29 protein-coding genes are annotated in these 25,268 nt (G+C 52.2%); 16 read left to right on the plus strand and 13 right to left on the minus strand.

Going from position 1 to position 25,268, the window contains the following annotated elements; genetic code table 11:
• Position 1 precedes the first annotated feature (1 nt).
• The 6 genes from arnC to arnF are packed head-to-tail and all read left to right on the plus strand — an operon-like array spanning position 2 to position 6,236.
• Complete coding sequence (gene arnC / locus MRY16398_RS21690) at positions 2-985, plus strand: undecaprenyl-phosphate 4-deoxy-4-formamido-L-arabinose transferase (RefSeq protein WP_041852291.1); 984 nt, start codon at positions 2-4, stop codon at positions 983-985.
• A complete protein-coding gene (arnA, locus tag MRY16398_RS21695; protein WP_125125161.1) occupies positions 982-2,964 on the plus strand; it encodes a bifunctional UDP-4-amino-4-deoxy-L-arabinose formyltransferase/UDP-glucuronic acid oxidase ArnA in 1,983 nt (660 codons plus the stop codon). The genes arnC and arnA overlap by 4 nt, the downstream gene beginning before the upstream one ends.
• The gene (gene arnD / locus MRY16398_RS21700; RefSeq protein WP_125125162.1) at positions 2,961-3,860 is read left to right on the plus strand and encodes a 4-deoxy-4-formamido-L-arabinose-phosphoundecaprenol deformylase; all 900 of its coding nucleotides are present in this window, start codon (positions 2,961-2,963) and stop codon (positions 3,858-3,860) included. Before arnA ends, arnD begins: the two co-directional genes overlap by 4 nt.
• On the plus strand, positions 3,857-5,518 hold the full coding sequence (gene arnT / locus MRY16398_RS21705) for a lipid IV(A) 4-amino-4-deoxy-L-arabinosyltransferase (protein WP_041852294.1): 1,662 nt from the start codon (positions 3,857-3,859) through the stop codon (positions 5,516-5,518). The genes arnD and arnT overlap by 4 nt, the downstream gene beginning before the upstream one ends.
• Positions 5,515-5,850, plus strand: coding sequence for a 4-amino-4-deoxy-L-arabinose-phosphoundecaprenol flippase subunit ArnE (gene arnE, locus MRY16398_RS21710; protein ID WP_041852295.1), 336 nt, complete (start codon positions 5,515-5,517; stop codon positions 5,848-5,850). Before arnT ends, arnE begins: the two co-directional genes overlap by 4 nt.
• Positions 5,847-6,236 (plus strand): 4-amino-4-deoxy-L-arabinose-phosphoundecaprenol flippase subunit ArnF, encoded by a 390-nt coding sequence (gene arnF / locus MRY16398_RS21715; RefSeq protein WP_125125163.1) that lies wholly within the window; start codon positions 5,847-5,849, stop codon positions 6,234-6,236. The genes arnE and arnF overlap by 4 nt, the downstream gene beginning before the upstream one ends.
• On the opposite strand, the gene MRY16398_RS21720 is transcribed toward arnF, so the two are convergent.
• The 4 genes from MRY16398_RS21720 to MRY16398_RS21735 form a co-directional block, all read right to left on the minus strand.
• Complete coding sequence (locus tag MRY16398_RS21720) at positions 6,237-6,671, minus strand: EamA family transporter (RefSeq protein ID WP_041852297.1); 435 nt, start codon at positions 6,669-6,671, stop codon at positions 6,237-6,239.
• Between the two features lie 79 nt (positions 6,672-6,750).
• Positions 6,751-7,785, minus strand: a complete 1,035-nt coding sequence (locus tag MRY16398_RS21725) for an ABC transporter ATP-binding protein (protein WP_125125164.1) — start codon at positions 7,783-7,785, stop codon at positions 6,751-6,753.
• A 1-nt stretch (position 7,786) separates the two neighbouring features.
• Positions 7,787-9,361, minus strand: coding sequence for an ABC transporter permease (locus MRY16398_RS21730; protein WP_172600678.1), 1,575 nt, complete (start codon positions 9,359-9,361; stop codon positions 7,787-7,789).
• Positions 9,362-9,382: 21 nt separating this feature from the next.
• A complete protein-coding gene (locus MRY16398_RS21735; RefSeq protein ID WP_041852300.1) occupies positions 9,383-10,399 on the minus strand; it encodes an iron ABC transporter substrate-binding protein in 1,017 nt (338 codons plus the stop codon).
• 337 nt (positions 10,400-10,736) lie between these two features.
• On the opposite strand from MRY16398_RS21735, the gene MRY16398_RS21740 reads away from it, so the two are divergent.
• From MRY16398_RS21740 to MRY16398_RS21765, 6 genes are all read left to right on the plus strand, one after another.
• Positions 10,737-10,955, plus strand: a complete 219-nt coding sequence (locus MRY16398_RS21740) for a hypothetical protein (protein ID WP_041852301.1) — start codon at positions 10,737-10,739, stop codon at positions 10,953-10,955.
• 95 nt (positions 10,956-11,050) lie between these two features.
• Positions 11,051-11,461 (plus strand): GFA family protein, encoded by a 411-nt coding sequence (locus tag MRY16398_RS21745; RefSeq protein WP_041852302.1) that lies wholly within the window; start codon positions 11,051-11,053, stop codon positions 11,459-11,461.
• A gap of 138 nt (positions 11,462-11,599) precedes the next feature.
• Positions 11,600-12,670 (plus strand): mannonate dehydratase, encoded by a 1,071-nt coding sequence (uxuA, locus tag MRY16398_RS21750; RefSeq protein WP_125125165.1) that lies wholly within the window; start codon positions 11,600-11,602, stop codon positions 12,668-12,670.
• Between the two features lie 221 nt (positions 12,671-12,891).
• Positions 12,892-13,128, plus strand: coding sequence for a hypothetical protein (locus tag MRY16398_RS21755; RefSeq protein WP_041852304.1), 237 nt, complete (start codon positions 12,892-12,894; stop codon positions 13,126-13,128).
• A gap of 109 nt (positions 13,129-13,237) precedes the next feature.
• Entirely contained in the window at positions 13,238-13,540 is a 303-nt protein-coding gene (locus tag MRY16398_RS21760) for a hypothetical protein (protein WP_041852305.1), read from the plus strand.
• Positions 13,541-13,703: 163 nt separating this feature from the next.
• Positions 13,704-13,916, plus strand: a complete 213-nt coding sequence (locus MRY16398_RS21765) for a hypothetical protein (protein WP_041852306.1) — start codon at positions 13,704-13,706, stop codon at positions 13,914-13,916.
• Between the two features lie 109 nt (positions 13,917-14,025).
• Here the strand turns inward: MRY16398_RS21765 and MRY16398_RS21770 are convergent, their stop codons facing one another.
• From MRY16398_RS21770 to MRY16398_RS21780, 3 genes are all read right to left on the minus strand, one after another.
• Complete coding sequence (locus MRY16398_RS21770) at positions 14,026-14,274, minus strand: biofilm development regulator YmgB/AriR family protein (protein ID WP_041852307.1); 249 nt, start codon at positions 14,272-14,274, stop codon at positions 14,026-14,028.
• Between the two features lie 154 nt (positions 14,275-14,428).
• A complete protein-coding gene (locus MRY16398_RS21775) occupies positions 14,429-14,902 on the minus strand; it encodes a hypothetical protein (protein ID WP_125125166.1) in 474 nt (157 codons plus the stop codon).
• A complete protein-coding gene (locus tag MRY16398_RS21780) occupies positions 14,889-15,698 on the minus strand; it encodes a winged helix-turn-helix domain-containing protein (protein ID WP_052249349.1) in 810 nt (269 codons plus the stop codon). The genes MRY16398_RS21775 and MRY16398_RS21780 overlap by 14 nt, the downstream gene beginning before the upstream one ends.
• A 625-nt stretch (positions 15,699-16,323) precedes the next feature.
• Between MRY16398_RS21780 and MRY16398_RS21785 the strand changes: the two genes are divergently transcribed.
• The 3 genes from MRY16398_RS21785 to MRY16398_RS21795 all read left to right on the plus strand — a co-directional run bounded on the left by MRY16398_RS21785 (position 16,324) and on the right by MRY16398_RS21795 (position 20,530).
• The gene (locus tag MRY16398_RS21785; protein ID WP_223878730.1) at positions 16,324-16,740 is read left to right on the plus strand and encodes a winged helix-turn-helix domain-containing protein; all 417 of its coding nucleotides are present in this window, start codon (positions 16,324-16,326) and stop codon (positions 16,738-16,740) included.
• A gap of 402 nt (positions 16,741-17,142) precedes the next feature.
• On the plus strand, positions 17,143-18,819 hold the full coding sequence (locus tag MRY16398_RS31200; protein ID WP_145986169.1) for a methyl-accepting chemotaxis protein: 1,677 nt from the start codon (positions 17,143-17,145) through the stop codon (positions 18,817-18,819).
• A 109-nt stretch (positions 18,820-18,928) separates the two neighbouring features.
• Positions 18,929-20,530, plus strand: coding sequence for an EAL domain-containing protein (locus MRY16398_RS21795; RefSeq protein ID WP_125125168.1), 1,602 nt, complete (start codon positions 18,929-18,931; stop codon positions 20,528-20,530).
• Between the two features lie 138 nt (positions 20,531-20,668).
• On the opposite strand, the gene MRY16398_RS21800 is transcribed toward MRY16398_RS21795, so the two are convergent.
• The 3 genes from MRY16398_RS21800 to eamB all read right to left on the minus strand — a co-directional run bounded on the left by MRY16398_RS21800 (position 20,669) and on the right by eamB (position 23,127).
• On the minus strand, positions 20,669-21,460 hold the full coding sequence (locus tag MRY16398_RS21800) for a phosphate/phosphite/phosphonate ABC transporter substrate-binding protein (RefSeq protein WP_125125169.1): 792 nt from the start codon (positions 21,458-21,460) through the stop codon (positions 20,669-20,671).
• Positions 21,450-22,427, minus strand: coding sequence for a fatty acid desaturase (locus tag MRY16398_RS21805; protein WP_125125170.1), 978 nt, complete (start codon positions 22,425-22,427; stop codon positions 21,450-21,452). The genes MRY16398_RS21800 and MRY16398_RS21805 overlap by 11 nt, the downstream gene beginning before the upstream one ends.
• 112 nt (positions 22,428-22,539) lie before the next feature.
• Positions 22,540-23,127, minus strand: coding sequence for a cysteine/O-acetylserine transporter (gene eamB, locus MRY16398_RS21810; RefSeq protein ID WP_079497914.1), 588 nt, complete (start codon positions 23,125-23,127; stop codon positions 22,540-22,542).
• 110 nt (positions 23,128-23,237) lie between these two features.
• Between eamB and MRY16398_RS21815 the strand changes: the two genes are divergently transcribed.
• Positions 23,238-24,143, plus strand: a complete 906-nt coding sequence (locus tag MRY16398_RS21815) for a LysR family transcriptional regulator (protein ID WP_071193968.1) — start codon at positions 23,238-23,240, stop codon at positions 24,141-24,143.
• Positions 24,144-24,165: 22 nt separating this feature from the next.
• On the opposite strand, the gene MRY16398_RS21820 is transcribed toward MRY16398_RS21815, so the two are convergent.
• The 3 genes from MRY16398_RS21820 to MRY16398_RS21830 are packed head-to-tail and all read right to left on the minus strand — an operon-like array spanning position 24,166 to position 25,198.
• Positions 24,166-24,384, minus strand: a complete 219-nt coding sequence (locus MRY16398_RS21820) for a hypothetical protein (RefSeq protein ID WP_041852315.1) — start codon at positions 24,382-24,384, stop codon at positions 24,166-24,168.
• A gap of 9 nt (positions 24,385-24,393) precedes the next feature.
• Entirely contained in the window at positions 24,394-24,735 is a 342-nt protein-coding gene (locus MRY16398_RS21825; protein WP_125125171.1) for a hypothetical protein, read from the minus strand.
• Between the two features lies 1 nt (position 24,736).
• Positions 24,737-25,198 (minus strand): hypothetical protein, encoded by a 462-nt coding sequence (locus MRY16398_RS21830; protein WP_125125172.1) that lies wholly within the window; start codon positions 25,196-25,198, stop codon positions 24,737-24,739.
• Between the last annotated feature and the right edge of the window lie 70 nt (positions 25,199-25,268).

Raw genomic sequence — 25,268 nt, forward strand, 5'->3', positions numbered from 1 at the left:
GATGTTTGAAACCAGCCCCATTAATAAAGTATCCGTTGTGATCCCTGTGTTTAACGAACAGGACAGCCTGCCAGAACTGATTCGTCGTACGACCGCCGCCTGCGATCTGCTGGGTAAGGATTACGAAGTTCTGCTGGTTGATGACGGCAGTAGTGATGATTCCGCCAAAATGCTGGTCGAGGCCGCACAGGCCGACGGCAGCCATATCGTAGCCGTGTTGCTTAACCGCAACTATGGACAGCACTCCGCAATCATGGCCGGTTTTAGCCATGTTACCGGCGATCTGATCATCACTCTGGATGCGGATTTACAGAACCCACCCGAAGAGATCCCTCGCCTGGTGGCAACCGCAGAAGAAGGTTATGACGTGGTGGGTACGGTTCGTCAGAACCGTCAGGACAGCCTGTTTCGCAAAACGGCATCACGCATGATCAACCACCTGATTCAGCGCACCACCGGTAAAGCGATGGGCGATTACGGCTGCATGTTGCGCGCCTATCGTCGTCATATTGTCGATGCGATGTTGCACTGCCACGAGCGCAGCACCTTTATTCCGATCCTCGCCAATATGTTCGCCCGCCGGGCCACAGAAATTCCCGTGCATCACGCGGAGCGCGAGTACGGTGATTCGAAATACAGCTTTATGCGTTTGATTAACCTGATGTATGACCTGGTGACCTGCCTGACCACCACGCCGCTGCGCATGCTGAGCGTGTTTGGCAGCGTTATCGCGCTGGTGGGTTTTGCGCTCTCCGTCGTTTTAGTCGTCATGCGTCTTGCTCTTGGGCCGCAGTGGGCTGCCGAAGGTGTGTTCACCCTTTTCGCCGTCCTGTTCACCTTTATTGGTGCGCAGTTCGTTGGCATGGGCTTACTCGGCGAGTACGTTGGCCGCATCTATAACGATGTCCGTGCCCGCCCCCGTTACTTTATTCAGCGTGTTATCCGTCAGGAAACCCCAAATTCTATTGAGGAAATTGAGTCATGAAAACCGTCGTCTTTGCGTATCACGATATGGGGTGCACGGGCATACAGGCACTGCTGGAAGCAGGCTTTGAAATTGCCGCCATTTTTACTCATGCCGACAATGCGGGGGAAAACCATTTTTTTAAATCCGTGGCGCGCCTCGCGGCTGAGCAGGAAATTCCAGTTTATGCCCCGGATGATGTGAACCACCCGCTATGGGTTGAGCGCATTCGCGCGCTCGCGCCAGAGGTGATTTTCTCCTTCTACTACCGCAACCTGCTGTGCAACGACATTCTGAGCCTGCCGACAAAAGGCGCTTTCAACCTGCACGGTTCGCTGCTGCCGAAATACCGTGGTCGCGCACCGCTGAACTGGGTGCTGGTCAACGGCGAGAAAGAGACCGGCGTCACCCTGCACCGCATGACGCAACGTGCCGATGCAGGCGATATCGTGGCGCAACAGAGTGTGGCGATTAGCGACACTGACGTGGCGCTCTCCCTGCATCAAAAACTGTGTTCAGCCTCACAAACCCTGCTGAACGATGTGCTGCCGAAAATCCGCAGCGGCCAGACGCAGGAACGTGGACAGGATGAGTCTCAGGCCACCTATGTTGGCCGTCGTACCCCGGAAGATGGTCGTCTGAACTGGGAAAAACCGGCGCAGGAGCTGCATAACCTGGTGCGTGCGGTCAGCGATCCGTGGCCGGGCGCGTTTGGCTATGTGGGCACCAACAAATTTATCGTCTGGAAATCCCGCGTGCGTACCGATCTGGCGGCGGCGAAGCCGGGCACCGTGCTCTCCGTCGCCCCGCTGGTGGTGGCTTGTGGTGAAGGCGCGCTGGAAATCATTACCGGCCAGAGCGCAAACGGCGTTTACATGCAGGGTGCTCAGCTTGCGCCGGCGATGGGTCTGGTACCGGGTGCTCTGCTCTCCAGCCGTCCGTTTGTTGCCGTGAAACGTCGTACCCGCGTGCTGATCCTGGGGGTAAACGGTTTTATCGGTAACCACCTGACCGAACGTCTGTTGCAGGATGATAATTACGAGATTTACGGTCTGGATATTGGTTCCGATGCGATCAGCCGTTTCCTTGACTGCCCGCGCTTTCACTTTGTGGAAGGCGACATCAGCATTCACTCCGAGTGGATCGAATACCACATTAAGAAATGTGATGTCGTACTGCCGCTGGTGGCCATTGCGACCCCAATCGAGTACACCCGTAACCCGCTGCGCGTGTTCGAGCTGGACTTCGAAGAGAACCTGAAAATTATTCGTGACTGCGTGAAGTACAACAAACGCATCATCTTCCCGTCCACATCGGAAGTGTACGGCATGTGCACCGACGCGAATTTTGACGAAGACACCTCCAACCTGGTGGTGGGTCCGATTAATAAGCAGCGCTGGATCTACTCGGTATCCAAACAGTTGCTGGACCGCGTGATTTGGGCCTACGGCGACAAAACCGGCCTCAAATTCACCCTCTTCCGTCCGTTTAACTGGATGGGGCCGCGTCTGGATAACCTGAACGCCGCACGTATCGGCAGCTCCCGCGCCATCACCCAGTTGATCCTCAACCTGGTCGAAGGTTCGCCGATTAAGCTGATCGAAGGCGGTAAACAGAAACGCTGCTTTACCGATATCAGCGATGGTATTGAAGCCCTGTTCCGCATCATCGAAAACAAAGATGGCCGCTGTGACGGGCAGATCATCAACATCGGTAACCCGGACAACGAAGCGAGCATCAAAGAGCTGGCGGAAATGCTGCTCGACTGCTTCGAACGTCACCCGCTGCGCGACCGTTTCCCGCCGTTTGCTGGCTTCCGCGAAGTAGAAAGCAGCGACTACTACGGCAAAGGCTACCAGGACGTTGAGCACCGTAAGCCAAGCATTCGCAACGCTAAACGCTGCCTTGACTGGCAGCCGACGGTAGAAATGCACCAGACCGTTGAAGAGACGCTGGACTTCTTTTTACGCACCGTTGAGGTCACGGAACAGAAGCCATGAGAAAAGTCGGCCTGCGCATAGACGTCGATACCTTCCGCGGCACCCGTAAGGGGGTGCCGTCGCTGCTGGACATGCTCAATCGCTACGGCGTTCGCGCAAGCTTCTTCTTTAGTGTGGGGCCGGACAATATGGGACGGCATCTTTGGCGGCTGGTTAAGCCGAAGTTCTTACTAAAGATGCTGCGCTCAAAAGCGGCCTCGCTATATGGCTGGGATATTTTACTGGCGGGCACCGCGTGGCCCGGCAGGAATATCGGGCGCGCCAACGCGGATATTATCCGCAGCGCCGCCGCCAGCCACGAAGTGGGGCTGCATGCGTGGGATCACCACGCCTGGCAGACCTGGTGCGGCGTATGGGACAGCGATGAGTTGCTCCACCAAATCGCACTGGGTAAAGAAGAGCTGGAATCGATAATCGGCACGGATATTACCTGTTCAGCCGTGGCTGGCTGGCGTGCCGATCAACGGGTCATTAAGGCGAAAGAATCTTTTGATTTTCGCTATAACAGCGACTGCCGGGGCAGCGCGCCCTTTTTACCGATAACGGGCGTCGGCCAGACGGGCACGGTGCAAATTCCGGTGACGCTACCGACCTGGGATGAAGTTGTCGGGGGTGACGTAAGCGCCAGCGGGTTCAACGATTTCATCCTGACCCGCATGCTCGATGATCCCGGCGTGCCGGTTTATACCATTCACGCCGAAGTCGAAGGCATCGCCCATCGCCTGGAGTTTGAAGATTTACTCCAGCGCGCCGCCGAGGCGAATATTCAGTTCTGCCCGCTGGGTGAACTGTTACCTGCCAATTTACGCACCTTGCCTGCGGGCAAAGTGGTGCGAGGTGAAATTGCCGGCCGGGAAGGATGGCTGGGTTGTCAGCAAATGGAGAGAACGGAATGACGAAGTCGTCACGCTACGGTCTGGTTGTACTTGCCCTGTTTGTCCTCTACTACCTGATTCCTGTTGAATGGCGTTTACTCTGGCAGCCTGATGAAACGCGTTATGCAGAGATCAGCCGTGAAATGCTCAGCAGCGGAAACTGGACCGTGCCGCATTTTCTCGGCCTGCGTTATTTTGAAAAACCGATCGCCGGTTACTGGGTGAACTCCATATTCCAGTGGCTGTTCGGCGAAACCAACTTTGCCGTTCGCGCCGGGGTTATCTTTTCAACCGCGCTGGTTGCCGGGATGGTCTCATGGTTTGCCTGGCAGCTTTGGCGCGATAAACGCGTGGCGATGATGGCCGCCATCATTTTCATCACCATGCTGGAAGTCTACGGTATCGGCACCTATGCGGTGCTCGACCCGATGATTGCTCTGTGGCTGGTTGCCGGGATGTGCACGTTCTGGATTGCCGTTCAGGCCAAAACCACCTCCGTGAAAGCAGCGGGCTATGTGCTGCTGGGCCTGACCTGCGGCATGGGCGTCATGACCAAAGGATTCCTGGCGCTGGCCGTGCCGGTTCTGAGCGTTTTACCCTGGGCAATCGCGCAGAAAAAATGGAAAGAGGTGCTGATTTGGGGCTGGCTTTCCATCGCCAGTTGCGTGCTGGTTGTCCTGCCGTGGGGGCTGGCGATTGCCCAACACGAGCCGGATTTCTGGCACTACTTCTTCTGGGTGGAGCATATTCAGCGTTTTGCCATGGCGGATGCGCAGCACAAAGCCCCGTTCTGGTACTACCTGCCATTTGTCTTACTGGGAAGCCTGCCCTGGCTGGGGCTGCTGCCCGGTTCGCTTCGTCTGGCATGGTTCACCCGTGAGAATAACCGCGCGACGCTCTACCTGCTGTGCTGGGTAGTGATGCCCTTTCTGTTTTTCAGTATCGCGAAAGGCAAACTGGTGACCTACATCCTGCCCTGCTTCGCGCCGCTGGCGATTTTGATGGCGGGTTATTCGGTGCAGGCCGCAGAGAGAGGCTACCGTGCTTTGCGCGTGAATGCCTGGCTCAACATTGGCTTTGGTCTGTTTGGCCTGGTTGCCGCGTTTATTGCCTCCCCCTGGGGACCACTGAAAAACCCGGTATGGACGACACTCGAAAGCTATAAAGTGTTTTGTGCCGCCATGGCCTTTTTTGTCTGGGCACTGGTGGGCTGGTACACCCTGCGCAATACCGAAAAAAGCTGGATGCTCTCGGCATTGTGTCCAGCCGGGCTTGCGCTGCTGGTTGGTTTCGCCATCCCTAACCGGGTGATGGAGTCAAAACAGCCGCAATTCGCGATCGGCATGGCAAAAGAGTCACTGGCATCCAGCCGCTATATACTGAGTGATAATGTCGGCATCGCCGCAGGCCTGGCGTGGGAACTCAAACGCAGCGATATTATTATGTTTGGCCAGACCGGTGAGCTGCAATATGGCCTCAGCTACCCGGATGCGAAAGACAAATTTATTGCTGAGAAAGATTTCAACGACTGGCTGGAACAACACCGTCAGGAAGGCAAAGTCACGCTGGTGGTGCTGCTTTCACGCGGTGAAAGTGTGAATAGCCTGCCGATTCCTCCCCCCTCAAATGTGTTTGTTCAGGGGCGAATCGCACTTATTGAATATGCGCCACAACCATGATCTGGTTTCTGCTTATGCTGGCAAGCCTGCTGAGCTTTGCCGGACAGTTGTGCCAAAAGCAAGCGACGCGGCCTGCCCTCAGGGTGGGCCGCCGTCGTCATATCTTAACCTGGCTCGGGCTGGCGCTGGCCTGCCTCGGCCTGGGCATGATTTTTTGGCTGCTGGTCTTACAGAGCGTCCCCGTTGGCATCGCCTACCCGATGTTAAGCCTCAATTTTGTCTGGGTGACGCTGGCCGCCTGGGGGATCTGGCGTGAACCGGTTAACCTGCGCCACTGGCTTGGCGTGGGGTTAATTATTGTGGGCATTGTGGTTCTGGGTGGTGCAGCATGAAAGGTATTCTTCTGACGCTGGTCAGCGTGTTGTTAACCAGTGCGGCGCAGCTTGCAATGGGCTATGCCATGGCGGCCCTTCCGCCGGTGTCACAGTTTTATGCCTTTATCGGCGCGCTGTGGCCCATTCATCTGGAAACAACGCTGCTGCTGGCCGGGCTTGCGGGTTATCTGGCCTCAATGTTTTTCTGGTATCTGGCGTTACACCATCTGGCATTGAGCAAAGCCTATGCCCTGCTGAGTCTCAGCTATATTCTGGTATGGTCAGCGTCCCTTATTTTGCCCGGCATGCGCGGCGTATTTTCCGTTCAGTCGCTAACGGGCGTGCTGATTATTATTGCGGGCGTCCTGGTTATTTTTCTGCCCGCACATAAAAAGCCCGGCTGATTATCGCCGCAGCGCCAGTAATAATACGCCTGCGGTAATCAGCAGCAGTCCCCCTGCTTCACGCAGCCCTGGCCGTTCGCCGAGAAAAATAAAAGCGAAAATCGCCACCATCACCACGCTCATTTTATCGACCGGGACAACTTTAAACGCTTCGCCGATCTTTAACGCCCGGAAATAACACACCCAGGATGCTCCCGTCGCCAGACCCGATAAGATCAGAAAAAGCCAGGTGCGTTTGCCAATCAGCAAGGGGTTCTGCCACTTACCGGTAAAGTAAATAAAAGCCGCCAGAATAACGATAATAATCCCGGTGCGGATTAAAGTCGCAAAATCGGAGTCTACATTTTGAATCCCGACTTTAGCGAAAATGGCGGTCAGCGCGGCAAAAAAGGCGGACAGCAGCGCCCAGATAAACCAGTTACTGAGTGAAAACATGCGCTCTCCCATTCATTATTACCATCAATATAGGCTCCTGCGGATAAAAGAGATTATGCCGCAAATCGGCGGGCTATTTTTATGCCGCAAACACCCGCGCATGGCCTGTAATTTTGAGCGCAACCGGAGTGCCTGGCAATAATAATTGTGGGGTGACGGTATTAAGGGTGAGCGTTTGCGCACGATCCGTAAACCCCAGCGTCAGCGTCGAAAGATAACCGCCAAAATCGATATCCAGTACCGTCGCCTGCAACGCAGTTTCACCCGCTGACGCCGGGGTAATCATCAGTTGCTCCGGGCGCAGCATGATGCGCCGCACCCCCTGCGCCCTGTTGTCATCCACCGGCACATCGCCGACCAGACATCTGGCTTTGCCGTTGGCGACCTCCGCCGTCAGGATTAACGCATCCCCTAAAAAGAGCGCCGTCTCTTCATCGACCGGCTGCGAATAGACCGCCTGCGGCGTCCCCACCTGGGCAAACCGCCCGTGGCGAATGACGGCAATCTGCTCGGCAAAAGAGAGCGCTTCGTTCTGGTCGTGGGTGACCAGCACGGCAGCAACGCCCGCCTCAGAGAGAAGATCGGCGGTCGCTTTACGGGTTGTGGCGCGCAGCCCGGTATCCAGCGCCGAGAATGGTTCGTCCAGCAACATCAGCGCCGGTTGCTGCGCCAGCGCACGCGCCAGTGCCACGCGCTGCTGCTGGCCACCGGAGATTTCATGCGGCCAGTGGCGCGCCAGTTGCCTGTCCAGAGAGACGCGGTCCATCAGGGCTTCAACCTGCTTACGCCGTTCCTGGCGCGAGGCGCGGATCCCCCAGCCAATGTTTTCTTCAACCGTCAGATGCGGAAAAAGCGCCCCTTCCTGCGGGACAAAACCAATTTTTCGCTGATGCGCCGGAACCGATACTGTCGGGCTAAACAGCGGCATGCCGCGCATCGTTATCTGGCCGCTATCGGGCATCTCAAACCCGGCAATCAGGCGTAACAGAGTGGTTTTACCGGAGCCTGATGGCCCCACTATCGCGGTGCGGCTGCCGGGTGACAGTGAAAGCGTGATGCTATCCAGCACCTGAGTGTGGCCAAATTTTTTCGACACATTAATAAGCTCGAACATCTTAACGACCCGATAATTTTTGTGATTGCTTGTAAAGCAGGCCCGTCAGGGGAAGAGAAATCAGGATCATGCACAGGGCATACGGGGCCGCAGCAACGTAGTCAATCTCACTGGTCAGCGCCCAGAAACCGGTGGCAAGCGTGCGTGTTCCCAGCGGAGAGAGCAGCAGTGTCGCTGTCAGTTCGTTGCTCACCCCCAGAAAGACCAGTGCCGCGGCAGCCGCCGCACCGGGCGCCGCCAGGCGCATTGTCACGCGACACAGCGCCCATCCTGGCGACACGCCGAGGCTTTGCGCGACATGTTCAAGTTCGACAGGCGCCTGGGCGATACCGGCGCGTAAGTTGATCAGCGCCCGGGGGATAAACATCAGCATATACGCCAGAAAGAGCGTCACTTCGGTCTGATAAATGGGACGCGCGTAATGAATGGTGACCGTCACCAGCGCCAGCGCCGTCACGATCCCTGGCAGTGAACTGGCTACATAGTTCATGCTTTCCAGCAGCCGGAACAGGCGACACGGATGGCGAACCGCCAGCCACGCGCACGGAATAGCAAAGCCAGTGGTAATGAGTGCCCCGGCCGACGCCAGGACCACTGTTTGATGCAGGGATAACCACAAATCACCGTTCTGCCAGACCGCCAGGCCGCCCGCCCACAGCCAGCGCCCCAGCACCGCGATGGGCGTTCCCAACGCCAGCACGACCACGCAAGCCAGCAGGAGTTGTCCCAGCAGATGACCTGCCATTGCGGGTGCATGGATATTCTGACGGCGGGCGGAGCCTCCCCCCACGCGGGCATAGCGAGCTTTGCCGCGGGTTGCCCCTTCCAGCAACAGAAGCCCCAGGCAGCACAGCGCGAGCACCCCTGCCAGCATATTGGCCGCCGGGCCGCTAAAAGTAGACTGGAACTGATCGTAAATAGCGGTAGTGAAGGTATCGAAGCGGATCATCACGTACAGGCCATACTCTGCCAGCAGGTGCAGGCCCACCAGCAGCGCGCCGCCCCAGATAGCCAGTTTCAGTTGCGGCAATACCACACGAAAGAAAACCTGCCACGGAGCAATGCCTAAAGATGCGGCAACGTCTTCAAGGTTCGGATCCAGTCGTCGCAGAACAGCGGCAACCGGCATATAAATAAACGGGTAATAAGCCAGCACGGAGATAAACACGGCGGCCGCCAGCCCATGTAAAGACGGGATAACGCTCACCCACGCGTAGCTTTGCACAAAAGCCGGGATCGCCAGCGGCGCAACCACCAACAACGACCAGACGCGACGCCCCCGCAGTGCGGTTCTCTCCGTTAGCCAGGCCAGCGCTACGCCAAGACAAACGCAAATGGGGAGCGAAAAAAGTATCAGTAGCAGCGTGTTCGCCAGTAACTCCGCGACACGCGGGCGAAAGACGAGCGCCTTAACGCTCTCCCATCCCGTATCAATACCTGTCGCAATCACAAACCCAACGGGCAGTAACGCCAACAGGGAAACCAGCATGGCTAATATCACCAACATTCGCGCGGGGCGATGCTGATGCGTTTGGCGTTGCTGTTTTCCAGCCAACGGAATGCTCAAACCAGACATAAGGCGCTCACTGTTATTATTTTAAAGAATACCCGCCTGGGTCATCAGCTCGGTGACTTTTTTACTGTTGAGCGTAGACGGTTCAACTTTCGGCGCTTCAAGTTTATTCAGCGGTACCAGTTTTTCGTTAGAGGCTGCGTTCACGCCCACCGCATATTCAAACGCGTTGTTGGTGCGCAGAATATCCTGCCCGGTTTTACCGGTGATCCATTTAATAAAGGCCTGGGCCTGCGCTTTATGTTTGCTGGACGCTAACACACCGCCACCGGAAATACTGACAAAGGCCCCCGGATCCTGATGTTTGAAATAGTGAAGTTGCGTGTTTTTGCTGTTCTCACCGGTTTTCGCCTGATCGACAAAATAGTAGTAATGGTAAATAACGCCACTATCAATCTGCCCGGCATTCACCGCTTTTAAGACAGTGCTGTTACCTTTATAAGCAACAAAATTGGTTTTCATCGCTTTCAGCCAGTCGAGGGTCGCCGGTTCGCCTTTTAACGCCAGCATAGCGCTGACAATCGCCTGGAAATCGGCACCCGACGGAGAGGCCGCCCAGCGCCCTTTCCATTCCGGCTTCGCTAAATCCATGAGAGATGTCGGCACCTGGGCCGGGCTGATTTTGCTCGGGTTATAAACGAACACGGTGCTACGCGCGGCAATCCCAATCCAGCGGCCATGGGCCGGACGATAAGCGGCAGGCACCTGTTTTAGAGTATCGGCATCGAGCGGAGCGAACAGGTTTGCGTTGTCGACCAGGGTCATTGCCGGAGAGTTTTCAGTCAGGAAAACATCGGCAGGCGAAACACTCCCTTCCTGGACAAGCTGATTACCCAGCTCGGTATCGCCGCCATTACGCAGGGTCACTTTAATCCCGGTCTCTTTCGTGAAACCATCAACCCACGACTGAACCAGATTTTCATGCTGGGCATTATAAATGACAATGCCGTCATCATTGTCGGCCGCAAAAGCAGAAGAACCCGCGAAAACAGAAGAGATGACCAAAGCTATCGAACACATGGCAGAAAAGCGATTTCTCATATTTATTCCTTATAAAAGGTGTGTCTAAACGAAGCGTTTGCAAGCTGGCTGGAGTTTAAACGCACAGATATCGGAATGAGAATCGAAATAATTCTCAACATTTGAGTTCGCTATTTAATACTGCCGAATTTTAAATATTTTAATAAACATATCGTTTTGAATTTCGAGAACATCCAAAGATTAAGAAAACCTTAACCCGCCTGAAATTTATCAACTTTTTCCAGCTTCCATTTTTTGTTATCGTCCTTTCTTTTCCGGGTTTATAAAATTAATATCATTCTATCCCTGATGCCAGCAGGGACACTATAATTAATAATAAAAGGCACGCTGACTCATCATGAACGGTAAAAAAATAGATACCATCGCAAAAATTGCCATGCGCAGTCGTGGCATTACGGTAAAGGAAAAAAGAGTTCGCTTTCAGGGCGTCACTGTTCTTTTTCGCTACAATGAAGGCCGTTATGATGTCTTCTCTGATAACGAAAAGGTCGACTCTATCGAAACCAATAACATTAATCAGGCCATTGCTGAATACAAGAAGAAAAAGCAAAGCTAACGCCTCCTGCCCCGTTCTTCCCCTGACAACTCAACCGCGTTAAACGCCAGACGGCTACACTCATTACATCCTCTTTTGTCACCATGGAGATTGTTATGTCAGAAAAGCTTCACGCGCAGTGCCACTGCGGTGCCGTCGCTTTTACCGTTGAACTCACTGATGGGTTTAATACCTTACGCCGCTGTAACTGCTCGTTTTGCCGGATGCGTGGTGCGGTAGCTGTCTCTGCCCAGTTATCCGGGCTCGAAGTGACGCGGGGCAAGGAGAAACTCACCGAGTACCGGTTTAATACCCAGGCAGCGGCTCACTATTTTTGCTCCGTCTGTGGGATTTATACCTTTCACCAGCGCCGCTCCAACCCGGAGCAATTTGGCGTTAATGTCGCCTGCATTGAAGGCGTTTCCCCTTTCGATTTTCCGGTCATTCCTGTCATGGATGGCGTGCATCACCCCAAAGATGGCCCAAGCGATGGCATTATGGGCTATCTGACATTCAACTTGAAATAACCCCCCACCCTGGCTGACTTCGGGCCAGGGGTTCTCTACATTTACCTCGTGTTTTTGCGCATTTGCCCCTTTTACTCGCCATTGAAAGATACTAGTATGGTAGTTACAAAAACATGACTGAATAAAAGGACAACTGTGATGCAAATGACAATGCGCTGGTTTGGGCCAGACGAGGATAAAATTCCGCTTGAGCATATCCGCCAGGTACCGGGGGTTGAAGGTGTGGTCGGCGCGCTTTACGACGTCGCTGTCGGTGACGTCTGGCCTGTCGATAAAATTAAACACATGGTTGGTCTCGCCCATCAGGCAGGCCTCAAGATGGAAGTTATTGAGAGCGTTAACATCCATGACGACATTAAGATTGGCCTGCCCAGCCGCGATCAGTACATTGAAAATTACCAGCAGACCATCCGTAACCTCGCCCGTTTTGGCGTGAAGGTGATCTGCTATAACTTCATGCCGGTATTCGACTGGATGAAAACCGAGATGAATTACGTCCTGCCGGATGGCTCGCTGACCATGGCCTTTGAGAAAAAAGGTATCGACAAGAGTCTTGAGCAAGTGGTGCGCGAGGTGCTGGATAATTCTAACGGCTTCGCCTTGCCCGGCTGGGAACCTGAACGTCTGGCCGGCGTGCAGGAACTGTTCGCGAAATACAAAGACGTGGACGATAAGACGCTGCGTACCAATCTGGTCTACTTCCTTGAGCGTGTCATTCCGGTGTGTGAAGAGGTTGGCGTGAAAATGGCTATTCACCCGGACGATCCGCCGTATTCGATCTTCGGCCTGCCGCGCGTGGTAAAAAACCGCGACGACCTTGACTGGATCTGTAACGCCGTCGACTCCCCGGCTAATGGCATTACGCTGTGCACAGGCTCCATCGGTGAAGACCCGGAAAATAATGTCTACGACATCCTGGCGGAGTTCACTCGTCGTAAACGCATCCATTTTGCCCATGTGCGCAATATTAAGCTCATCAAAGATAAAGATTTCTACGAGTGCGCGCATCCCTCTCCGTACGGTTCGCTGGACATGTACAAGGTGATGCAGGCGCTGCATGACAATGGCTTCGAGGGTTATATCCGCCCGGATCATGGCCGCTTTATCTGGGGGGAAACCGGTCGTCCGGGCTACGGCTTATATGACCGTGCTCTGGGTGTGACCTATCTTGTTGGCCTCTGGGAAGCGCTGCAGAAGAAACAGCATTAACCTGTTTGCCGCCTGCGCATAGTTGGGCAGGCGGTTACCCCACATTTCACATCTTCCTCTCCTCGCCATCACCGCACCGGGTAATTCCCCTCTTACCATTCAATAAATCCCCCCTGCATTTTTGCATTTTTTAGCGTTTCGATTACGCTTATGGATCAACTTGCCTGCCGCATGGCGTTCGCCAAATCTTTGGCTATAGATCCTGACTGAATGAGGCCGTCGTGAAGGGTACCCGTGACAGCGATGATGGTGCCATTAAGTGCCCTTTAACACAGATGCGCTCGTGTGAAGAGAGGTTGGGCGCGCTTGTGATAGAGATGTTGCACGCTAAGCAAACCATCAGCAAACGCACTATCTGCCTTAAAATTGCTGCCCGCATCGCGACTGAGACGGACGCGGCAACCGAAGCGCAACTTAACGCCTTAATGGCGCTGATCTTTACCAAAGGTCAGAAGTGAAAGCGCGGCCATCTTTTAAATAAGATCAACAAAAAGAGGCAGGTTTGGCCTGAGTGTGCATAATGTTTAGGGCTTGTGTAAAACAGTGTCGTAAATTTTGAGAGGCGAAATGAGTAAAAATGATAAGGACAAACTTGTAGATACTGTCATGGGAGAAGCGATTCTTACGCTTCTGGAATCAGCGGATGATATTTCTTTCGATGCCTTAATTGTGCAATTGCAGGAAAACCTAAGTAGTGAAACCGACAGTGAAAGGCAGGAAGCCTGGCGAAGCGCAATCAGTGGTGTGCACCATTTCCGTACGCAGCCCGAGCACAGCAAAAAAAGCGCCTGGTCTTTGCAAACGACCCAGCGCAAAAGTCGACTCCGTGACGACACTCTGTTAAGTATCAGCAAAGCAATCAAACACTAAGCATACACGCCCTGTTTAACCTGTATGGTTAACAGGTTTGCGATTCCACCTGTACCCTTCTAATCAGACTTGCGTCAGCATGTTCCGACATAATGCTCATTGTGAATTTGATCTGGCCTGACGGCTTTAGAAGACGTTCGTCATCTCAGCAACGGGAGAGTAATTGAACGAAAATGAGCAAGTTCAACCAGAGGAAATCCATGAGGCGATTGGCCTGGCCGCCACTTATCTTATGAATTCGCGCCTGCCCATAAAGGCAGATAACCTCGTCATGGTGCTTCGCGCGCAGGAAGTCATGGCAACATGTTCCCGCCAGAGAAGCGTTCTGGAAGCCACCCGACACTATCTGATACAGCGGCGCAAAAAGCCGCTGTAATGGTTCCCCGGCATTATCCTGGCGTGACGGAGACAAGTACGATTGATGGCTGCCTTCGATTTCATTGCGAAGGCAGCATGTTTTCAGGCAGGGAAACAGAAAATTTGAATTAAACGTCGTCGGGGGTTTTCTGAACAACCATTTCAAGCGCGTTGCGATAGATATCCAGTTTGACGACATCTTTTTCAATTTCAAGCAGTTGAATGAGCGCAAAGATAAGGTCTTTATTGCTTACATCAGCCTTGTGAGCACGGAGGCTCTGCGTGATTTCTGCGATAAGCTGTTCTTCCGCCTCGAAAGCATGAGGATCGCGACCAAAAAAGGCGTTTAGTTGTTCCTCAGTTGTCGTGCTCTGCATATTCATTCCTGTAAAAAAGTAAACCACGGCTCTCTGCAAGGTGTCAGAAGAACCAAACCAAGAATAAAATTAGACAGCAATCTCATTACCCGCAATGTCATTGATGAAATTTTTTGACCGTCTGGTCCAGACGCGCTTTGCCGCTTGCCTGACATCAATCATTCCGGCTTTTTGTACAGTAAAATACTGGCGTATGACCATAGACAAAATAGTAACTTGCCGCATTCGCTCGCACGATATCGATACTGATACCACGATCGCGAAGATGGTAAAAATCAGGCATCTGGTCCAGCAAAGGTTCCGTCCGTTTTGGCAGTTCATTGGTTTCGTTCGACACCATAATCATTTTTCCATTCTCATACCAATAATTAAAAGAGACGTTATTACTGGTAGACAGCGCCGGCTGAGTCCCTTTTATATATTTCCCCGATGATTCATAACTACCACTACCGCCATCGAATGAATAATTGGTAATGATATCCATTATGGCATCCTCATCGACAATAATGGCATGAGCATCACAGGTAAAATGGTTACGCTGATAGCTGAGATACCCGGCGCAAAGTAGCGGCGTCGCAATGGCGATTAAGATAGCTCCCCAGAGCAGAAAAAGTTTATTGGTTTTCATGATATTTCTGCCGATAAAAAAGGGTCCTGCAATGTGCATTAGCGCTATCAGGTGTTTTATCACATATGAAGATTGATATTCCCTGTTGCAGGCGATTGACAGTCATATAGGCACTGTCCCCTGGCTTACAGGTGATCGGATAACGCGCCGATAACGCGTTAAACTGACTGCGACTGTGCTCCACATCGTACCAGGAAGAAAAAACCTCACAGTTGCCGATTTTTCCAACCTGCTGATAATCCGCAAACACGGCTTTATCATAATTAAGTGAGCCGTAGAGCACAGCACATGAGAGACAAAAAAGCAGGCCTGCCATAAAAAAGGCAACAGGTGAATGTAATAGCGCATCCCATCTTGAGTCTTGCTTGTTGATGATTATATTGTCATTCGCAACGGACATATACCCGGCCTCAACAGGCTCAGGGAAAACTGTCCTCTGTGGCAGAAAATCGGCCGCTTCCCCCGCGCAAATTTGCGCGACAGATTTAAACCCTGCCTTGGGAATTGTTTTAATCACATCATCGGCGAGTCCTGCAGACTTCAACGCTTTTCTGACTGACGCAATAGCCTGATATAAAGCGTTGGTTGTGACTACCGCCCCCTGCTTTCCCCATACCGCATCAAATAAAAAACGCTGCGAAAGCACCTCTCCGTTATGTAAAAGAAGCTGCAACAAGCATTCGTTTACCGGGCCGTGGAGGATAATGCATTGGGCAGGGTAGTTTTGTATCGCGCAAAGACGTCGCTCATCGGGTTCAAACAGGACAACATCGTTAATCAACCATGCAGTCTTCATAGCGTGATCATCAGAGATATACGCACACTGACTTCCCTTGAAACAACCGCGCGCACAAAAATCTGATTCAGATTTTTATTGTTAATTTTCAGCATGTTATTATCATTTTCTCAAATACTAAACCTACGTATTCCTGCCTGCGGATCGCTTTCCATTCAGTATAAATCATATAACGTCACTCCACTTTTTTTCCACATTCCCTAGAGTAGCTGACATCCGGCACGTTGATTGCGCCAAAAGTATGTTCTCCGCCAGACAGGGCGCTGCCAGGCTCAGAGGCGGAAACAAGAAGCTGATGTCAGCATGAATGACCAGCCTCTAACAAAAATATAGTTATAAATCTTGATGACTAAAAAAAGAATCTTTAACAGCTAAAAGAGGAATGATGAAGCCACTTTTCAGGACAAAAAACTAAAGGTTCTATTTAGATGAGATTAAATGATTGAGGCGTGGAGTAACATCCACCCCGAAATAGCGCAGCGGATCGGAGATTGGAAAGCCTCGGTATCAGCCATATAATCACCCTATAAATGTATGGTTTATCGAGAAGCACTCTGTGTCGCGGCATCAGGCCGATCTATTTTAATGCGAGCATGACAGAATGGGCTATCGCTTATATGGATTTATGATTGGTAAAGAAATACATTTCGACATTAACAGTCGTCGATTGTACAGGTTACCAACCAGCCAATCTGATAACAATTTGATATTTGCCTCTGTTGTTTTTAACGATACGATGATGAATCTTTTTCTTTATTTATTGAAATATGGTCGACATAACAACATCAGTAAAGAAGAATTGTTTCATAACATTTGGGAAGTGAGCAACTTAAGTCCTTCCTCGCAACGGCTATGGCAGGTTTTAAATAACTTAAGTAAAAAGCTTACTCTTATCGGTCTGCCCCGTGATTTTATCATAAATAAGAAAGGCCGAGGCTATACCGTAAATTATGAGGACGTTACCCCTATTTATTATCGAGTGAGTGAACTCCCGACTCACTCTATTAAAAAAGAGGAGAAGCCAGATACCCTGCGAGAGTGATGTCAGCCAGGGATTTGCCCTGCGCACCCCCGTGCAAAGGGCTTTTTTTTCTATTGTAATCCGATCGCGGGACGTAATCTGCCCCCTTTAATACTGATGCAATGAAACCGTCCAATGACGGTAATGCCGATACTGGAAGAATAAATGAATCTGATACAACCTTTTTTAAACCTGAAAGTTGGCAGGAAATTACTGTTAGGTTTCTCGATCGTATTGTTTGTTACAATCGCGGTTCTGACCTCCGGTATGTTTGGCTTAAACAACATTCAGGATAAAGTTACCAAAAATGAGCTTACAACCGACCTATTTAATTCACTTTCAAGCGTAAGACTTGGCCGAACTAATTTTCAGTATACGCTTGATCAAAAATATTTAGACCAAACAAATACCTCCGCACGTCGTATGCAGGACACTATCAACCAGCTTAATACATTCAACTGGTCGGTGGAGGGTAAAAGCGCTCTGGACAAAACAGCAAGTGCGGTTAACGACTATGTCGAAACGCTAAATCTGTTCACCAAAGCGCTGAACACGAAGAAGCTGAGCGAGAAAAAACTGGATACGCAGGAACTCAACGACGACTCCGCGCTGGCAGATAAAACCAGTAAAAACAGTTCACTCACTCAAAGCCAGGCACTTCTCGCCGAGCAAGTGGCTTTTCTGATGAGTGATATTGACTCACAGGTCACGGTCTATAAAAGCCACCCGACGGAACAGTTGCAAAAGGAGATTATTGTTCGCCTGACCGCCTGTAAAACAGCAACGGAACAGCTTCTTCTGCAATTGCCGGATGACCAGAAAACCTGGCTTGCCGATGATGTGCCTTATTTCCAGAATATTGCTGCGGAACTCGAGCACTATCGCAATGTGTGGACGGAACAGTCCACCCTGTCATCTCAACTGACTGACCGGGCAGTGGTTTTGACTAATGCCATTCAGGCTCTGTTTGATCTTCAGCAGCAAATTGTCGCCACGGTCGTCAGCAATGTGCAATGGCAAATGAGTACGGTAGCACTGATTGGTATCCTGGCCGGTATCGCTTTAGCGTTCTGGATCACCCGCGCCATTACCCGCCCGCTTAATGAAACCCTGTATGTGGCGGAACAAATTGCGAAAGGCGATCTGACCAGTACGCTGACCAGCAACCGTAGCGATGAGCCGGGCCTGTTAATGCAGGCAGTTGCCACCATGAATGAGAATTTGAAAAACATCATTTATGACGTGCGTAATGGCGTGGAGAGTGTGGCGCGGTCATCCTCGGAAATTGCCGCAGGCAATATGGACTTATCATCTCGTACTGAACAGCAATCCGCCGCCGTCGTGGAAACAGCCGCCAGTATGGAGCAGCTAACCTCCACCGTGGCGCTCAATGCCGAAAATGCCAGCCATGCCCGTCTGCTCTCAGAAGAGGCATCGCAAAATGCCAGCCAGGGTAGCCAGATCTCGCAGCAGGTTATCGACACCATGAAGAACGTGCGTAGCAGCTCGCACCGCATTTCGGAAATTACCACGGTTATCAATAGCATTGCCTTCCAGACCAATATCCTGGCGCTCAATGCGGCGGTTGAAGCCGCGCGTGCTGGCGATCAGGGGAAAGGCTTCGCGGTGGTCGCCGCCGAAGTTCGTAACCTCGCCCAGCGCAGCGCGCAATCGGCCAAAGAGATTGAAAACCTGATTCAGGAGTCCGTGGTGTATGTCGACAGTGGTTTCACGCTGGTCGAAAGCGCGGGTGAAGCCATGTCCAAAATCGAGACATCGGTAGCCCAGGTACGCGACATCATGGGCGAGATTGCCGCGGCAACCGATGAACAAAGCCGGGGCATTTCGCAAATTGCCCAGGCGATGGCAGAGATGGACACCACCACGCAGCAAAATGCCGCGCTGGTTGAAGAGTCCTCTGCCGCTGCCAGCTCGCTGGAAGATCAGGCGGTACAGCTCGAAAAAGTGGTTTCTATTTTCCGGGTCGCTAAAGAGACCGCCATTCAGAGTGAAAAACGGATGCTGACGCGCAGTAACATGACAGTACTACCGACGAAAAAAGCCAGCAACCATGACAATGGCGACTGGGTTAAGTTCTGAGTCTCCGTTTTTCTAAATCTCGTCAGGCAATCGTAATTGCTGATTGCCTGACGACACAACCACCGATTGCCACCCTTTTGACTCTGTTTTATGACAACGACACCGGACTATGCCAAACCTGATTAAAGCAGCAACGTTGTTTTCGCAACTGCAACAGAAAACGTATTTTGGTTTCGTCGTGATGACCGGCACGGTGAAATTAATTGCCGCTGTATTTTTATCACTGGTCTTACTGGCATCAGGGCTTAGTTTGATAGCGATGCATCAGCTACATTCAGAACGGGAAAATGCCCGCGTCGCGGCACAGAGCATCCTCGCCTATACCGAGGAGTTGCTGGGCGAAGCCAGCGATGCCGCCAAAAGTAGCCTGCAGGCGCAACAGGTCATATGCAGTGGCAGCCTCTCTCGTGAACAGGCGTTTTTGCTGAACCATTTCCCCCATATTCAGGCAATAAGTTTTGTGCAAGGGGATACGATTGGTTGCTCCTCATTAACCGCAGCCCAAAGGAAAATAATTCCACAACGGCTGTTTTCACATATCGGCACAACAGAAGCTCCCGTTGAAACATTATTGTTTGATATGCCAACCCTTTATTATCTGGCCAATATTCAAAACAATACGTTACTGGTCAATATCAGCGCCTCTTTTATTAACAATGCCTTTAACCTTGATGGTGTGGAGGGAAATATGTATCTGCAAATTGGCGGCGCACAGGTCTGGAGTGACGGCAGTATTATTTATGCCTCCGGAGACAACGAACACTTTATGCATCTGAGGTCGGCGACCTTCCCGATTTCGGTCGCCTGGCAATACCCCGTGGCGATCCCCTTGTATCGCTTTATTGCGGAAAACACGTCGATACTCGCGTTTGCCCTGCTGGTTTCAACAATGTGCGGCTATCTCTTCTGGCGACTGATGGGCTATTTCACATCGCCCTTCCAGACGTTACAGCAGGCGATTACGCAACGGCAGATTCATCCGTTTTATCAGCCATTCTTCAAAGGTGATACGGGTAAGATCGCCGGGTTTGAGGTACTCGCCAGATGGAAACACCCCACGTATGGCTACGTTTCACCTGATATTTTCATTCCGCTGGCCGAACAGCATCATCTGATTGGCCCATTAACCCGGCTGCTGATGCAGCAAATTACTGCCGATTTTCAGAAGGCTATCCATCACTTTCCCGATGGACTCTATATTTGCATTAATATCAGTGCGCAAAATTGCCTTGATCCCCATTTTGAAATTGATATCAGCGACATGATGCACAACCTGGAGGCGAAAAAACGCCATATCGTGGTTGAAGTGACCGAACGACATCCGCTGCATGTCACGCCACAATTGAACGAATGGCTTGCCGCCCTGCGTCGCGCCAACATATCCGTGGCGCTCGATGATTTCGGCACCGGTTATTCAAACCTCGCCTATATTTGCGCACTGCAGCCTGAATTTCTCAAAATCGACAAAATGTTTGTCAGCCAGATAGACAACAATACCGATACTCGCCTGGTGGAAAGCGTCATTGACCTGGCGAAAAAAATGCGGCTCAAGGTGATTGCCGAAGGGGTAGAAACCCAGGCGCAGGTAGATTACCTGCGCGCAAAAAATGTCGATTTCATGCAAGGTTACTATTTCTGCCGTCCACTGCCTGCAGAAGACTTTATTAAGCGGATGAGGCTTGAGGTTAGCGCTGTGTCGTCGCCAGCTTAAGGGCCAGCCCAAAAAACCACCCCGGCCAGGAAAGCACAAACAGTGTCAATGGGCACAGGAGAAACCTTCTGCACAGTAAGGAAAAGCGAGGTTAACACTGAATGTGCAGGCGTAAAATGCCCTGTGTAGTCCGGGAGGCTATAACTGCGTTACACCCAGCGCCGCCGCCTCATCGCGCCAGGCGAGCAGCGGGGAATAAGCCTCGCGCGCAACCGGGCTAAACCCCGTTATCAACAATGCGTCGCAGACCGCCTGGTAACGCGCATCGTTGACCAGCTCAAATAGTGCCTCCTGTAGGAGTAAAAGACTCTGTGCCGATGTCTGTTTTGCGGTGATAAGTGGAAGTCCTGGGGCCAGCGGGCTTGAGCCAATCACCACCAGTCCGGCCAACAGTTCAGGTTCATGACGCGCTAATAACGCCCAGCTCACGCAGTCAATGGCCGCGATATCCGCCCTTCGCTGCCCAATCGCCACCAGTGATTGTCGGTGGCTACCGCTCAATACCACGGATGAGAAAAACGCCCCGCCCTCTGCCAGCGGTGCCACCATTTTGCGTAATGCATTGTAGCCCGACTGGGAGTCCACACTATTGCAGGCCGCCACGCGGCCACGGAAATCCGCCAGCGTTGGCCGGGTGTTTTCCTCGCGCGTCACCAGCAGGCTGCGGTAGTGAAAGCCGTCACAGCCGGGAGCAGAATAATGAAAGCAGCCGACCGTTTGCACGTCGGGCAACTGTGTGACCAGCGGAAAACCACAGGTCTGGCTTAGTAAGAGGGCGTCACATCGCCAGTGGGAAAGCAGCGCCTCTTGCGGCCAGACCGCGTTGACGGTAATCCCCTTCGCCGCCAGCCGTTCACTCACGGCGTGAATCAGCGCCAGGGTGTCCGGGCGGTGCAGGTCGTACATCGGAAAAGCGATTTCATGGCGCATGATTGTTATTGCTCGCGGTAAACCCCGGATGCGCGTTCACATCGACAGCGCGGAACAGAAAACGCCGCAGCCATACGCCATACCCACGCACCACAAATCCCCCGTTGCGTGCCTGATAACCGGCGCGATCGTATAAGTAGACCGTGCGCAATCCGTACCAGGGCACGCCCGGTAAGTCGTGATGCACAGAATGATAGTTCAGGTTAAGGAATAACACGCGCCAGGGCAACGCGGCTTCGTTAATCACCGAGCGGGCCAGCGGGTCCTCCTCTGCCCGGTGCTCCAGGAACGAGCGCACTTTGGTGAGCGCCAGCGCCGGATAACTGACCGTCAGCAGAAACCAGATGAGCGAAAAGCCGCAGTGGGCAATCCACGCAAAGGTCACCACCAATAATATCCCGTGAACCAGCCACATCGCGATAGCATCACGCTGGCGGGTGCGAAATGCCGTGATCATACCCACAACCATTTGCGCGATGTCGAATAGCGGGCCCAGCAGCAAACGCCCCGGAAAGGTATTACGTAACTGGATAAGGCGGCGCTGCCAGCGGGGTAAACGCTGCCAACGATGGGCGGAAAAGTAGTAGGATTCCGGGTCGTCATCCGGCAACGTCAGCAGGTGGGCGCGGTGGTGCGCAAGGTGAGAATCGCGGTACAACCCATACGGATACCAGACGGCCAGCGGCATCAGCCCCAGCAGTTGGTTGACCCACGGGTAGCGCGTGGGGTGGCCATGAATAAGTTCATGCTGCAATGACATATACCAGGCGGTAAACCAGATAAGCAGTAACGTGGCGGGCAATAAACCCAGCGTTTCATGGCAGGCCAGCGTGGCAAACCAGCCACCGTAGATAACGACTATCAATGCCCAGGTCGGAAATTCACTGCGCCACAGCCAGGAACCGGACAGCCGCCGGATAAGCGCGCGCTGCTGCTCGTGTAGGTAAACCGCCTTACTTTTTGCCATCCACTTAATGCCCTTTTTCAGCCTTTTTCTGTGCCGACGATGGGAGAAAAAGCCGGAAATAACAAAGTATTTAAATGGATGAGCTATTGCGAAAAAGCGCTATACGCAGCTATCAAATAAACAGACGAATGGCGCTGTAAAGAAGCAGACAGGCCAGCAATGCATTCACCGCGCGAGCATGGCGACGCAGTAACGCCTGAAACAAGTGCCCTGCTACCGCCCAGCAAAAATTTCCCGCCGCGCCGATAAGGGCAAGGCTTACACTCATCACCGCAACAACGGCGATATTATGGGTATAGGGCAAAACAAAAGCAGAGAGCGCCGTAATGCCATAAAGGATGATTTTGACGTTGGCAAACTGCAGTGCAAAGCTGGTCCAGAAGCTCAGTAACATTGACGTTCCCTGCGCTGTCGCCGGATCGCTGCGTACAATTTTCAGTGCCAGCCACACAATATAGAGTGCGCCAGGAATGTTGAGCCAACCAGTGACGGCGGGCAATACATGAGTGAGCGTAATGGTGAAAACTGCACATAACAGCATAATCACCAGAAAACCACAGGTCATTCCCGCCAGCACGCGCACGCTGCGCCTGAGTCCATGAGCACTCACCGAACTGAGCGCCAGGATATTATTAGGGCCGGGGGTGATGGCAGAGATAACCGTATAGGTTAGAAAAGCAGTGATAACGGCAGTATTCACAAGGATCCCTCAGATAATTTTTGTTTAAACTACCCTGCGCAAATACTTAAAAAAATCGAAATATTTGTTATTCTGACTTCGACATTTTCGATGAATTTAAGAGGGAAGGAATGGATCTGCGTCGTCTGATGACACTGAAAACCGTGGTCGAAGAGGGATCCTTTGCCCGAGCAGCCAATAAACTCTGCTGCACACAGTCCACCATCACTTTTCAGATCCAGCAACTGGAACAAGAACTGTCGCTCCGGCTGTTTGAAAAAATCGGTCGTCGGATGATCCTGACCGAGTCCGGACGTAATATTTTGCCGCATGTCTATGAACTGATGCGGGTGATGGACGGGCTACGCCAGGCCGCGCTGGACAAAGACGAGCCAGCGGGCGAACTGCGTATCGCCGCCGGGGAAACGCTGCTATCGTATAAAATTCCCGCTGTACTCCAGAAGTTTAAGCAACGCGCGCCTGGCGTTCGCCTCTCATTGCAGTCACTCAACTGCTACGCTATCCGTGATGCCCTGCTGGCAGATGAGGTGGACCTTGGCATCTTTTACCGTGTGGGCAACGATTCAGCCCTGACCATGCAAAACTATGGCAAACAGCCCTTAGTTCTGGTCGCCTCACCACAACTTAACGGCGTCGATTTCACCCGCTCAGGCCAGCATATCCCCGCCAGCTTTATCATCAACGAACCGCAATGCATCTTTCGCCAAATTTTTGAAAGCACTTTACGTCAGCGCCAGATCACTCTCGATAACACCATCGAGTTATGGAGTATTGAGAGTATTAAACAATGTGTTGCAGGTAATCTTGGGATCTCATTTTTACCGCGCTTTACCGTTGAAAATGAACTGGCAAGCGGGTCGCTGGTTGAACTGCCCTTTTCGCTCCCGGCACTTACGATCGAGGCATTGTGCGCGTACCATGCGGGGAAATTTGTCAGCCCGGCGATGCGGGTGTTTATGGAATGTATGCAGGAAACACTGACGGCACCTCAGGCCAACACCGCAATAATCGGATAAATAGTAGCGCGGCATCCAGGCATTAATCTTTAACCCGCCAGCGCACATCCTGCTGTTTTCCTGAGCGCTTTGCCGTCAATGATACTCCTTCGACCGAGGTCAGGGTGACGGTAATCGACGCCATTCCATCAAGCGGGAGCATCATTAAACGAGAGTCCATCATCAATACCGTTTCCAGCGTCTCCTCACCGAGAAGCGCTGAAACGGCATTTAACTGGTTAAAACGTTCATTCTTGTTCATCAGCAGACCTTACTTGAAATAACCCACCAGCGTTGTACCGTGTTTGTAATACGCTTTTTGTTGAGGAAAATAGTGAATCACCGTCTTGTCGCCTGACTGGTAAACCGTTGCCCCAGGTTCGCGTTCGATAATGTCGGCCCGTTGACCGTCAATAAACGCCTCTTCTTTGCTTACATACTCAAAGGTAATGCCGTAGCCGGACCAGCGACGCAGCACTGACGTTTGCGCAGGAACGGAAGCTGCGGAGGTAGCCGCGTCTTCACTGCGGGTCTGAGTAGATGTTATGGGCGCAGATGTCATACACCCCGTCACCATAAACGCCAAAATAATCACACTTAAAATGTTACGCATCTTACTGATATTCCTTTTCTTTGATGTTGCACACCCGGTTTTGAATCTGTTTTGTAAGTCGTTTAGATTCATGGGGTCTGAACATGATTCGGTTGTAATGCCAGCCAGAAGAGTCGCGATAAATAGGATTGTCACAGACGTCTGTTTCAGCGGCGAATATCCTTTTTGAAGTGCCCGCTTCCGGGCGCTGGAGACTGTTTTCGCATGGCGTGGGGGCGACGTGTTGTACGCTTTCGTCTTCCTCAAACCACCCGCTATAGTCCACCACCTCGTCGCTCTCCGTTGCAAACATCAGTGCATGCTTAAAGGCCTGCATACTATTTAAAAACGGCGAGTGCGAATCACTCGCCTCCCAGCCCGAATCGCTTAAATTATCTGAGACGAAAAACAACTGATAAGCCTGCGTCACGCAGAGCGCCAGGAGGGCGCCCGTCACGATGTTCATGCGGGTTGGTAACTTCATTAAACGTCTCTCTCCATTTACGCGTTACCCTAACGCTTATCGTGACTGCGCCCGTCTTACTCAGTATCGG

It is taken from the genome of Phytobacter sp. MRY16-398, from assembly GCF_003925915.1.
Taxonomy (GTDB): domain Bacteria; phylum Pseudomonadota; class Gammaproteobacteria; order Enterobacterales; family Enterobacteriaceae; genus Phytobacter; species Phytobacter diazotrophicus.